Here is a 12,526-nt window from a genome sequence, read left to right as displayed (position 1 = left end):
ATAACCAACAAGGGTGCCCCTTTTTCGAAGAAGCTCGGCAGAAGATTCCCCTGGATCATGATAGGCCTGGTCTTGTCCAGCCTCTCCTTCTTCCTTATCTTCGCAGTTCCCCTCCACTGGAATGCCAAGGAGAACCCCCTTCCGGTATTCTTCTGGATGGTCCTTACCATCTGCCTCTACGACGGGGCCTTCTCCCTGTGGGAGGTCAACTACCAGAGTGTCTATCCTGACAAGTTCAGGGAGCAGAAGGAGAGGGCCACCACCGCAGCCATAGGAACCGGCATCGGGGTCCTGGGCATCGCCGCAGGCTTCATCGTCCCACCCTTGGTATTCTCCTACGGGGACCGTCCCAGCTATCTGGTCTGTGCTCTGGTCATCGCCGCCATCAGCCTGGCAACCTCGCTGCTGGTGGGCTACGGGGTATTTGAGACCAAGGAGATGGTAGCCAGGTTTGCCAAACAGCAGCAGCAAGAGGATGCCCCTTCCTTCTTCACCCAGATGAAGCAGGCCCTGAAGGACAAGAACCTCCTTGCATTCGTGTTGTTCCTCTTCCTCTACCAGAGCGGATGCATGTGCATGACCAGCAGCATCAACTATGTGGTCAAATATGTGATGGAAAAGGAGAGCAGCCAGGCAACCCCGATCTTTGCAGGGATGCTGGTAGGGGCCCTTCTCTCCATCCTCCTCTGGACCCAGGTCGCCAAGCGACTGAAAAACAACCAGAGGCTGCTGATCATCTGCTCCCTCTTCATGGCCCTGTTCGCTATCCCGCTGACCTTTGTCACCTCCCAGATGGCCTTCATCATCACCATGGCACTCTGGGGTCTGGGCTTCGGTGGGTTCTGGACCTTCATGAGCCCTGCCATGGCCGATGTGCTGGACAACATGGTTGTGCGGCAGAAACGACGTGATGACGGGGTCATCCTCGGCATCCGTGCATTCTTCATGCGCTTCAGCTATGCCAGCCAAGCCATAGTATTCTTCTCCGTCCATACCCTCACCGGCTTCGACCCCGATGCGATGACCCCGGCAGCAAAGTTCGGCATCAGCCTGCACATGGGAGTAATACCAGCGCTCTTCTTCCTCGCCGGTGCCCTGTTGTTTGCCAGGATGAACAGCCTTACCCCTGCCATGGTTGCCCAAAACCATCTTGCACTGAAACAACTGGATGTCTAGCAATGCTATGCAAACCCATCCTAGTTTTGTATACTTGCAAGAGTTATTGTAGGAGATACCCATGCTTAGGAAACTGCCCGAATACCAGAAGCAGCTTGAAGATATAGACGCAAAGCTCAGCCTTCCTGAAACCATGCAGGACATGAAGAAGTACAAAAGCCTCAACCAGGAACGCTCTCACCTTGCCCCGATCATTGACGAACTGAACCGGATGAAAAGCCTCTTGAGCCAGATTTCCGATGCGGAGGAGCTCTTGCATATGGAGAGCGACCACGAGATGCTGGAGATGACACGGGAAGAACTCTCAGGTCTGAAGAAGGCCTATGCAGAGGCAGAGAACAAGACCAAGATGTTGCTCATCCCACCCGATCCCATGCAAGGAAAGGACATCATCATGGAGATCAGGGCAGGTACAGGCGGCGACGAGGCTGCCCTCTTTGCTGCCGACCTCTTCAAGATGTACAGCCACTATGCCGACCAGAAAGGTTGGAAGATGGAGATCCTCAGTTCCAACGAGACCGGTATCGGTGGCTACAAGGAACTGATCATCGGAGTCAGCGGCAAGGATGTCTATGGCTCCCTCCGTTGGGAAAGCGGTACCCACCGGGTACAGCGGGTCCCAGAGACGGAGAGCGGCGGAAGGATACACACCTCTGCTGTCACCATTGCTGTCCTGCCTGAAGCCGAGGAGACCGACATCGAGATCAGGAGCGAAGACCTGAAGATAGACGTCATGCGCTCCGGCGGTCCCGGTGGACAGAGCGTCAACACCACAGACAGTGCCGTTCGCCTCACCCACCTACCCACAGGCATGGTGGTCATCTGCCAGGATGAGAAGAGCCAGATCAAGAACAAGGCAAAGGCACTACGAGTCCTCCGTTCCCGCCTCTATGACATGGAAGAAGAGAAGAAAAACCGCGAACGGTCCGAAGCCAGGAAGAGCCAGGTTGGGACCGGGGACAGAAGCGGGCGCATCCGCACCTACAGCTTTCCCCAGAACCGCCTTACCGACCACAGGATCAACCTTACCCTCTACAAGCTTGAACTGATCCTCGGCGGGCAACTTGAAGAGGTCATCGATGCCTTGAAGATTGCTGCAGGTGAACAAGCCATCCAGGACGCCTGATATGGATGGCACCTCTGTTCAGGAACTCAAGGCCTTCTGTACCCAGACACTACGCCAAGCTGACATGACAGAGAGTGCCGACCTCGAGGCCCGACTTCTGGTTGAGAAGGTAACGGCCCTGGACCAGATCCAGCAGATCCTCCATTCCGACAGGCTGCTGGAGGAGGACCAGATCTGTTTGGTGAAGGCCCTTCTCGAAGAGAGGCTGAAAGGTCGTCCCATGGCATACATCCTCGGCTACAAGGATTTCTATGGGAGATCGTTCTTGGTCGATGAACGGGTGCTCATACCCCGTCCCGATACGGAGACGTTGGTGGAAGTTGCCCTCCACCATGCAAAAAGCAAGAACAGAAGGCTATCCATCATCGATGTCTGTACCGGTAGCGGCTGTGTAGGAATAACCCTGGCCTGTGAACTTGGCTACGACGTAACCCTCTCGGACATCTCGCCCGATGCCCTTGCGGTGGCAAAGAGCAATGCAATGGCCCTAGTAGGCCATCCACTTGAGCAACTCCAGGGGGATCTTCTCTCCCTTCTCACCGATAAGTATGATATCATCGTCAGCAACCCCCCATACCTGACCGCCCAGTGGTGTGAGGAGGTGAGCATCGATGTAAAGCACGAACCACGTCTTGCCCTCGATGGCCTCGGCGATGATGGGCTTGAGCTTATCAGGACTCTGGTAGAGGAGAGCACCCACTGCCTGAACGACCATGGCTCCTTGATGCTCGAATGTGATTATCGGCAGGTCGATGAGGTCAAAAAGATCATGGCAAGCCATGGGTTTGCATCGGTGAAGAGCGAAAAGGACCTGACTGAACGTGAACGAGTAGTATGGGGGATATATAATTGTACGAACAACTGATAGAGCGTTTCATACAGAAAGCCTTCAAGTATCCAAAGGCGGACCAGGAGAAGATCCTTGCAGCCGCCACCTACTCTGCGTCCAAGCACAACAACCAGAAAAGGGCCAGTGGGGAGCCATACATCATCCACCCCCTTGCAGTAGGGGAAATCCTCATACAGCTGAAGATGGATGCCGATACCATCATCGCCGGCCTGTTGCACGACACCATCGAGGATACCGACACAACATACGAGGAACTTGCCGAGCTGTTTGGCCAGCCGGTTGCAGACATGGTCGAGAGCGAGACCAAGATCAGCAACCTCAAGGCGATGAGCCGCAGTGTGCAGGAAGCCGAGACCATCAGGAAGATGTTCTTCGCCATGAGCAAGGACATCCGGGTCATCATCAAGCTGGCTGACAAGCTGCACAACATGCGCACGCTGCAGCATCTCAAGCCTGAGAGGGCGAAGGAGATTGCTGGCGAGACGCTGGACATCTTCGCCCCCCTAGCGGACAGGCTCGGCATCTCCTGGCTGAAGGATGAGCTTGAGGACCTCTCGCTGAAGATCCTCAAGCCCGATACCTACCAGTATATCCAGGACTACCTGTTGAGCAAGAAGGGTGAGCAGACTGCATACCTCAACCGGATAGAGAAGAGCATCTACCGTGCATGCGGCGATGCGAACCTCAGCGATGTCATCGTGACCAGCAGAGCCAAGCATACCTATTCGGTCTACATGAAGATGAAAAAGCGCAAAAAGGAGATCGATGAGATCTTCGACATCCTTGGGGTAAGGATCCTGTGCAACACCATCACCGAATGCTATACCATCCTGGGTGTCATCCACCGCCTCTGGCCACCCATCGAGGGGCGTTTCAAAGACTACATCGCCATGCCCAAGGCCAACAACTACCAGAGCCTCCACACCACCGTCATGGCCCTCGACGGCAAGCTCATGGAGATACAGATCCGCACCAAGGAGATGCATTTCACAGCCGAGTACGGCGTTGCCGCCCACTGGACCTACAAGGCGGAGACGGGCAGCGAAAGCGGCACCTGGTCAAAGATGGACAACGACCAGTTCTCCAAGATCATCAGCAAGCTGAAGACCTGGTCCAATGAGATAGAGACCAGCGAATCCTACATGGATGATATCAAGGGTGAACTGCTGAAGGATACGATCTACGTATTCACCCCCCAAGGCCATATCGTGGAACTGCCCACAAACTCCACTGCCCTGGACTTTGCCTACCAGATCCATACCGAGGTGGGCAACCATACCACAGGGGCAAAGGCCGATGGCTCGATCATAGCCCTCAACACCCCGCTGAAGAATACCCAGGTCATCGAGATCCTGACATCACCCAACGCAAGGCCCCGCCTGCAGTGGCTGCGCTATGTGCAGACCAGCAGTGCAAGGAAGAAGATCAAGGCGTGGCTGAACAAGTACGATGAGAACATCCTCATCGACAAGGACATCATTGCCAAGCGCAAGAGCATCGAGACCCAGGCGAAGGTTGAACAGCCTGTCCAGGCTCCCCCGATCCTTGAGGGAGACGAGATAGTCCGCCAGGTGTTCGACCCCACCAAGATGAAGTTCCGCGTTGGCGACGAAAAGAACATGATGATCAACATCGCCCAGTGCTGCTCCCCTGTCCGTGGGGATGAGATTGTCGGCTACATCAGCAGGGGCAGAGGCATCATCGTCCATAAACGTGACTGTCCCAACCTCAAGAACATGAGCGAGATAGTAGACCGGTCCATTGAAGTGGAGTGGGAAACGGAGTCGCCGAAACTCACCAAACGGTTCAGCATCTCCAGCAAGCGCACCTACGACCTCTTCGGGGAGATCGAGGGGACGCTCAGGAAATTCAAGGGCCATCTCATTGAGGGACGGCTGCATGATGACGACGAAGGCAAGCTCATGGGGACCTTCACCATGGAGGTCCAGCATGAGGATGACTTCAAGAAGATCATCAAGAACCTCAAGACCATCCCATCGGTGAACTCCATCAGTGAGATCAAGTGATCACTCCCCAAGGACTCTGAGGATTTCCGGCAACAGCTGTTTCTTGCGGGAAAGGACCTTGGGCAGGCTGAATGTCTCGTCAGCCTGCTTTATGTAGACCAGTTTTCTTTCAAATCCCTGCATGGGAGTCATCAGCAGTACGCTATGCTCCCTGACCACATCGGTGATGAGGAACATTGCCCAGCTAAGGCCATAGGCTCGCTTCAGCTGCTCAAGCTCCTTGAGATATGCCTCCCGGTAGTCCTCAAGGTCGGAAAGGGTCGTGACTTCACACTGGCCAATACCAAACCGTACGCCAAACTCCTCATACTGCTTGAAATCCGCTTCCAGCATCTTGCGGGGGTCTTCCTTGGCAAGGGAGGCACCGCTGGAGAACATCCGCTCGCCAAAGCGGACCATGTCAGGAATATTGGCCAAGGCACAGAGATCCTGGACCGCAGTAAAGTCCTCAAAGGTTGTGGTGGGGCTCTTGAGCATGATGGTATCGCTGACAATGCCGCTGAGCATCACCTTGGCCAGGCTTTCGGGGATCGCCACATTGCTGCGGGTGAACAGGTTGTAGATGATCGTACATGTCGAGCCAAGAGGCTCACATCGGATGTAGATGGGCTGGCGGGTCTTGGCAGCCCCCAGACGGTGGTGGTCTATGATCTCGACCACCTCAGCCTCCTCAATGCCTGGGACGCTCTGCTCCGGCTCGTTGTGGTCGACCATGATCAGCTTTGTCCTTGGCCTTTCCAGAAAACATCTTCTGGTGATGAACCCTTTCCATGTCTCTCCCGAGAAGACGGGCAAGCCACGGAACTCGCTCTCTGCAAGAATTGCCTTGGCCTCATCAAAAAGCGTATCATCCTGGATTTTTGGTGGATTGGTACTAATGAGCTGGGTAACCGGGATGGTAAGCCGAAGAAGCCGAAGGGTCTCTGCAGTATCACCCTCACTGACGAAGACCGTACCCTTGTAGGAAGAGAAGTCTACCTGGGAGGTGAGCCCATGTTCCAATCCCGTTAGGACGATAGCCGGAATCTGCATCTCAACAGCTTTTCTTATGTGGTCTTCCCTATCCCCTACCACCAATATGGGTTTCTGGTCGACCAAGGCCTCCATGTGCTTGCAGAAAACCGTATAGCGCATAGCCCCTACCATGATCGGCGCATCAAACGAATCAAGCTCCCCTTTCCTGAGAAACTTGCCCCTGAGGACCTTGGGAAAATTATCGGGGACAAAGTGGTAGATGGGCCTTGTCCCATTGTTTTCGAGGAGCACAAAACTGCTTACCTCATCAACACTGAGCAGGCCCCGGTATTCAGCTCCCTCAAGGATCGGTATTACCGAACTTTGGGTGGCCTTGCCATAGAAGGAGACCAGGTTGTAGACAGGGTCCGTCGTCTGCAGGACGGTCTTGGGGGTCCTGGTCACACTGGATACACGCGAGCGTACATCCTTGATGAAGGCAGGGGGGGTGACGGCAATGCGCTCAAACTGTGCCTTGGTTGTTTCGTTGAGGTTGCCACACCGCACGGGTATGTATGTATTGGTAGGGTCCAGCTTGTTTTTCAGATATGCATAGCTATAGGCAGCACATACGCTGTCCATATCCGGGTTCCGATGACCGCTAATGTAGATGTCAGCCACTGTTTTCTTCCTTTGTGTAAGCCATTCTACAGCAGTTGGACCTGTTGGGCAACCAAGATTGCAACTAGGCAGAGATGATCAAATGCGCTACCATCGAAGCCCAGGAGGAACCTATGGCTAATGTAGTGATCGCAAATGACCATGGAGCCGTGGAATTGGCCCTGTCGTTTGTGCAACATCTCACGAAGGACGGATATACGGTCAACCATCTTGGAGTCACCAGCAACGACTCGGTCGATTACCCAGATATGGCAAAACTCGCCTGTGACGAGTTCAAGAAAGGCGGATATGAGTTCGGGATCCTGCTCTGCGGAACAGGGATAGGCATCTCCATCAGTGCAAACAAGATTGACGGGATCCGTTGTGCACTCCCACAGAACTCCTATGCAGCCTCCATGGCACGAAGGCACAACAACGTGAACTTCATAGCCTTTGGAGGAAGGATCGACTACAGTGAAGATCCCTGTGCTATCCTCGATGCCTTTACCAGTGCAACCTTCGAAGGTGACCGACACCAACGGCGCGTTGACAAGATCATGGCCTTGGAGCAGAGCTGCTAAAGATAGTCCTTGTATGTCCCAACCAGATAGAAATCGTATTTTATGAGGTCGAAGAGCACACTCACCTGTGAAGTGAACACATTGTAGGCAAGCGTAACGGCAAGAGCCCGTTCACGCTTGCACGATATCGGGTTGCCCACTGACATGGGTGTCACACTCAACAGGAGGTGGGTTGGAAGCAAGAATTCCCCGTCAAAACACTCATTGGAAACCATGATACCTGCCCCGAGCAGCGAGTTTATCCCCAAGCCTGCGACCTTGCCCCCTGTCGAACGTTGCCCTAGCATGGCTTTCTGGGCGAGGATCACGAAGGAGGTATCACCGAAGAACCGGGGGATGAGGGAGCTGTTTGCCTGCAACTCAAGTTCCCAAAGGTCGGTAAGGCCAAGGGTCACGCCCCAAGCAAGCTTCATCTTGCTCACGTCACTCCCCTTTTCTCCAAAATGGGAGTTCGTACCCAAGGTTAGTCCCAGGTCAAAGGTCCCCGCAGAGAGTGGGGAAAAAACAGATACCACAAGCAACAGACAACAGATCAATTTTCTCATGCAGGCCTACTTGAAGATATAGGTGTAACGGATCAGGGCAATGCCCCAACTGGCTACTTTCCCGGTCTGGATGTCAATGGAGACCGAGGGGACGAAAAACTCATACCAAAAATCCTTTTGGCTGAGCTTGAAGGGGCTCACGCTTATGCTAAGGAGCTGGGAAGGGGCCTCCGCATCACGATGGTAGCTAACCGAGACGGCAGGGTCGTACGCCACCACATTGTTGGCAAACAGGTTGAAGGGGTGGTGAATGGTCCTGAAAAGGTCTACAGAAAGGCCAAATTCAACATAGGGGAAAACCAATTTTCCAGTCATGTCGGTTCCCATGACAGCCTTGGCTATCAGGGAAGGATTGCCAACCGGCAAAAGCCATGGCTGGTAGACAAAGGAGAGCTCGACTCCACTTGAGGAGGCTGCTTCCTCCTCAATGATGCTCTGGCCATAGAACCCCACCCCATAGCCGAGGCTACGCCCTACTAGGGGGGATGCCAGGAGAGAGAACGCAACAACCATAAGGACTATCCGTTTCATCTCAACCTCCTATGATCCCAAATGCATAGCGGGGCCAGCTTTCAAACGACCTCCACTTGTCGGCTTGCTCCACAGTTACGGGTAGCGAATCACCAAAGATCTTGTCAAAATGCTTTTCCATCTCCATGGCGAAGCTTGGACAGTCGATGACCAGTGACATCTCGAAGGCAAGGGTAAAGGAGCGGTAGTTCAGGTTTGTCGACCCGATCACCACATACCGGCTATCAATGATCATCAGTTTCTCGTGCAGAAGCTGCTGAGACGTCTTGCTTTCCTGTTCCATCCGCAGGTCTATCTGCATGGACAGGAGGTCCTTTGTCATGTATTCGATGCCTTTTCGGTTGGACACCCGTGAATCAAAGGGAATCATCATCTGCACATCCACCCCTCGTTTGCCTGTCTGCCGGAAGACAGAGAGCAGGTTCTGGTCGAAGAAGGGAAGGAAAGGGAGGGTCTTCACACTACTTTTCGCTTCAGTAAGCAGGGATCCATAGAAGCCCGCCAGCTTGTTGGAAAGCGGGTACTGGTCAACAAACCAGGCGGTGTAGTGCTCCTCACCCTTGCCGAAATCATAGTCGACGGAGAAGTCCTCCCGCTTGACGGTATCCCAGGTCTGCTCATTCCACCAGGAGACAAAGCCATCCAACATGACCGTGCACAACTGGGGGGAGGAGAACTCGTACATGGTATCACGCTGAAGGTCGTCTCCATCCGCACCGATGGAGATGTAGTTGAGGTTCATCCCTCCCAAAGCCAGGTTCTTCCCGTCAACGATAAGGAATTTTCGGTGGTCCCGGAACATCAGCTTCGTCACCCCAACCATCCTGGAAACCGAGAGAGGGTTGTACTCGAGAAGGTGGACACCACTGTCCCTGAGGAATTTCAGGGGGATGAGGTGGAAGCGCGTCTCGGTCATGTCAAAGGCGCCAGTCCCATCCACAACGAAGTAGATGCGGACACCCGACTTTGCCTTTTCGGCTATGAGATTGTAGAGGTACTCCAGGTCCTCGGAACTTGAAGCGAGAAACGAGGAGATAATGACATAGTCCTTGGCGGAAGCGACCAGTTCAGCCACCCTGTCACGCCACAGATGCCCATCAAAATAGATGGTAGGATAGGTTACCTCAACCTTTGGTATGTCGAAGTGCTCCATTTTCTCAGCAAAAGGAATGGAGGTATCCACAGAGGGTCCCTTCACCAGGTATTTTGTCGAGTTGCACCCACTGGAAAAGAGCAGAACCATGCCCACAACAGCGAGCAGTACCAATCGTTTCATCAGAGCCTCATCGAAGGAAAGATAAATGGATAGGGAAGCAGTTCTCCAAAGGTATAGACCAGATGAGTCCCTTTGCCCTCTTGTTCGGCAGCAACTGTGTCGAGAAGATGTATCTCCGTCTCAGGACGGCTGAATTCTGCAAGTACCTGCAGGCACTCTGCGCAAGGGGGTGCCGGTGGCGAGTCCTTGCTGACAACCACCAGAAGCTCAATGCCCAGGCTCCCTTCTGTGGCAACAGCATTGAGCACGGCATTGCGCTCTGCACAGATGGTTGCCCCATAGCTGGAATTCTCGACATTGCATCCGCTGTAGACCCGACTGGTTGCAGCGCTGAGCAGAGCGGCCCCTACCTTGAACTGGGAATAGGGGGCATAGGCATTCTTCCGTTTGGCATATGCTTCGCCGATAGCCAGCCTAAGCAGTTGCTCCCTGGTCTGCATGACCCCCGATGCCGGCAGGATCCGCCCGGCCCCGTAGGTAATCTTGCCATCATCCTCGCCTATCATGCTCTCGAGCTGTTGGTTGAACATCCCGACAGAGGAGAAATCCTCAAAACTGTCCAACGAGGTTACGGCAAGGTCGGCACCAGCCTCAAAAAGCTCTGTGGGTATGAAGGTCGTCGTGAGGGCACAAACCGTACAACCGGCCTTCTTCCCTGCATGGATACCATTGATGGCATCCTCCATGACCAGACACTCCTGGGTAGGAAGGCCCATCGACAGGGCTGCCAGCTGATAGATGTCCGGTGCGGGCTTGTTGCGCTTGATCATGCTACCGGTCACGACAAGGTCAAAGTCGGATGGGCTGAGGCCTATGCTCTTGAGGTTGATCTCAACCTTCCTGGGGGCCCCGCTGGTAGCAACTGCAATCTTGAGCCCGGCCTTTTTGGCATTGGCAATGAAGCGGTGAACCCCATGCAGGGGCCCCACTTCCATGGCATACTCCTCGTACAGGGAAAAGAGCTCATCCCTGGCCTGCTCAAAGTCAATGGCCAGGCCATACTTCTCAGCAACTCCGCAGAGAAAGGCCCGGTCTCCAGCCCCGATGAACGGGGTAAAGTCCTCTTTCCTCACAGAAAGGCCCAATGAGGCAAAATATGAGATAGCAGCATGCAAAATGATGGGTTCAGAATCAATGAGCACACCATCCATGTCAAAGAGAATTCCATTAATCATGCAAACTCCTTACCGGTCAACTGTACAGAAAAAATCTCTCTCTGGCAAGAAATATAGTCAGAGAGAAGTCACAATAGGCAAATTGTCCAACCATTTCTAAGAAAAAACAAACAAGAAGCCAATTAGGCACAGAACGGCAACATTCCTGTTGCCGTCCGTGATCCTTTCCAATACATCATAAGCCACTGTCCAAGGAGGGGTCAATGCATGACAGTCTTGCCCCTACCGGGAGAGCCTTGCTTGACAAACTCTCCATTGCCCTCAATACCCAGATAGATACCATCGCCCATGATGAGCCTGCCCCGCAGGTAGGTCATGACAGCCTTGCCAACCACAGCAAAGCCTTCATAGGGGGTGTAGCCACTTGCCGAATGGGTGGTCTCGGAAGAGAGGGTCCATGCCTCATCAGAGTCAAAAATGACAAGATCTGCATCAGAGCCGACTCGCAGGGCCCCTTTCTTCGGATAGAGGCCAAATGCTTTGGCAGGTCCGGTGCTGAGCAGGTTCACCACCTGCTGAAGACCGATCCTTCCGCTGTTCATGGCAAAGGTATTGAGGAGAGGCAACATCTCCTCAGATCCGGGTATGCCAGGATAGATGGTCCGGCAGTCGGAGCTAGCAAGCTTCTGCTCCTTGGTAAATGAGCAATGGTCGGTCGCCACCACCTGGATCTCGCCATTGAGCAGGGCTTCCTGCAGCGCCTCATTGTCCTCGGTAGTGCGAAGCGGAGGGGTCATGACATAGAGGCTACCCTGGACTCCCTCAAGTTTGGAACGATTGAGAAAGAGGTAGTGGGGTGTCGTCTCCACAATGATACGGACACCCTTTCCCCTAAGCTCCCGTACCTGTTCAAGACCCGCCTTGCTTGAGAGGTGGACTACATAGAGGGGCATCTTCAGCTCCCCTGCGATCTCCCCCACAAAACGGATGCCCTCAGCCTCGGCCTCGCTTGGGCGAAGGTCGGCGTGGGCAGAGGGGGTATAGGGTCCCGTATACTCCTTGTTGATCTTCTCGATCAGGCCATCATCTTCACAATGGACACTTACCAGCATATCCAGGCGCTTGCACTGGGCGAAGATTTCCTTGAGCTCATCGCGCTTCTCGACCAGATAGCCAACATTGCGGTAGGTGGTAAAGATCTTGATGACCCTGACCCCACCCTTCTTGAGCTTTTCCAATTCGCCTCCGATGCCCTCGCGATAGGAGTAGACTCCCTGGTGGAGGGAGAAATCTATCGCCATACCCTCTTGCATGGCGGAGATGCGAGCCTCGGTACAGCCCAGGAGATTGCCCTTCTTGTCGTCGTCAGCAAAATCCACCACGCAGGTCACTCCTCCGTAGGCGGCACACTTGCTTCCCTCTGCAAACGAATCAGCAGTCACGGTCCCCCGGCTTACCAGATGGTAATGGGTATGTGCATCTATGAGGCCAGGAAGAATGCACATGCCCTCGGCATGCACAATCTCTGTCCCTTCAGGAACATCATGAGCCTCTATCTTGTTTGCGATATGCACTATCTTTGAGCCTTCAACCAAGATATCTGCATGCCTGGTCCACTCGGTGTCCACTAGAAGTCCATTTTGTATAAGTATTCTCTTCATACCTACAGGATACCTCAGTTTTCC

General features: G+C 53.9%; 11 protein-coding genes. 5 read left to right on the top strand and 6 right to left on the bottom strand.

From position 1 onward, the window contains the following. The 4 genes from ROJ03_RS02520 to ROJ03_RS02505 form a co-directional block, all read left to right on the top strand. The coding region (locus tag ROJ03_RS02520) for an MFS transporter (protein WP_313725412.1) at positions 1-1,176 on the top strand (1,176 nt) is incomplete at its 5' end. 61 nt (positions 1,177-1,237) lie between these two features. Beyond that, positions 1,238-2,302, top strand: coding sequence for a peptide chain release factor 1 (prfA, locus tag ROJ03_RS02515; RefSeq protein ID WP_313725411.1), 1,065 nt, complete (start codon positions 1,238-1,240; stop codon positions 2,300-2,302). A 1-nt stretch (position 2,303) separates the two neighbouring features. After that, positions 2,304-3,167 carry a peptide chain release factor N(5)-glutamine methyltransferase gene (gene prmC, locus ROJ03_RS02510; protein ID WP_313725410.1) on the top strand — a complete coding sequence of 288 codons (864 nt, stop codon included), beginning with the start codon at positions 2,304-2,306 and terminating at the stop codon, positions 3,165-3,167. Beyond that, complete coding sequence (locus ROJ03_RS02505; protein ID WP_313725409.1) at positions 3,152-5,179, top strand: RelA/SpoT family protein; 2,028 nt, start codon at positions 3,152-3,154, stop codon at positions 5,177-5,179. Before prmC ends, ROJ03_RS02505 begins: the two co-directional genes overlap by 16 nt. On the opposite strand, the gene ROJ03_RS02500 is transcribed toward ROJ03_RS02505, so the two are convergent. Next, positions 5,180-6,814 carry a putative manganese-dependent inorganic diphosphatase gene (locus tag ROJ03_RS02500; protein ID WP_313725408.1) on the bottom strand — a complete coding sequence of 545 codons (1,635 nt, stop codon included), beginning with the start codon at positions 6,812-6,814 and terminating at the stop codon, positions 5,180-5,182. A 113-nt stretch (positions 6,815-6,927) separates the two neighbouring features. On the opposite strand from ROJ03_RS02500, the gene ROJ03_RS02495 reads away from it, so the two are divergent. After that, a complete protein-coding gene (locus ROJ03_RS02495; RefSeq protein WP_313725407.1) occupies positions 6,928-7,374 on the top strand; it encodes an RpiB/LacA/LacB family sugar-phosphate isomerase in 447 nt (148 codons plus the stop codon). Here ROJ03_RS02495 and ROJ03_RS02490 read toward each other — a convergent pair. The 5 genes from ROJ03_RS02490 to ROJ03_RS02470 form a co-directional block, all read right to left on the bottom strand. Continuing rightward, entirely contained in the window at positions 7,371-7,919 is a 549-nt protein-coding gene (locus ROJ03_RS02490) for a hypothetical protein (protein WP_313725406.1), read from the bottom strand. The genes ROJ03_RS02495 and ROJ03_RS02490 overlap by 4 nt on opposite strands. Positions 7,920-7,925: 6 nt before the next feature. Continuing rightward, positions 7,926-8,450, bottom strand: coding sequence for a hypothetical protein (locus ROJ03_RS02485; RefSeq protein WP_313725405.1), 525 nt, complete (start codon positions 8,448-8,450; stop codon positions 7,926-7,928). Position 8,451: 1 nt separating this feature from the next. Further along, complete coding sequence (locus ROJ03_RS02480; RefSeq protein ID WP_313725404.1) at positions 8,452-9,726, bottom strand: phosphatidylserine/phosphatidylglycerophosphate/cardiolipin synthase family protein; 1,275 nt, start codon at positions 9,724-9,726, stop codon at positions 8,452-8,454. Next, entirely contained in the window at positions 9,726-10,901 is a 1,176-nt protein-coding gene (gene cdd, locus ROJ03_RS02475; protein WP_313725403.1) for a cytidine deaminase, read from the bottom strand. Before cdd ends, ROJ03_RS02480 begins: the two co-directional genes overlap by 1 nt. Positions 10,902-11,101: 200 nt before the next feature. Further along, positions 11,102-12,502, bottom strand: coding sequence for an amidohydrolase family protein (locus ROJ03_RS02470; RefSeq protein WP_313725402.1), 1,401 nt, complete (start codon positions 12,500-12,502; stop codon positions 11,102-11,104). Between the last annotated feature and the right edge of the window lie 24 nt (positions 12,503-12,526).

This window comes from Sphaerochaeta sp. PS, assembly GCF_032144095.1.
Classification (GTDB): Bacteria; Spirochaetota; Spirochaetia; order Sphaerochaetales; family Sphaerochaetaceae; genus Sphaerochaeta.
The sequence above is the reverse complement of the archived record's forward strand: the minus strand, read 5'-3'. Positions and strand labels throughout refer to the sequence as shown.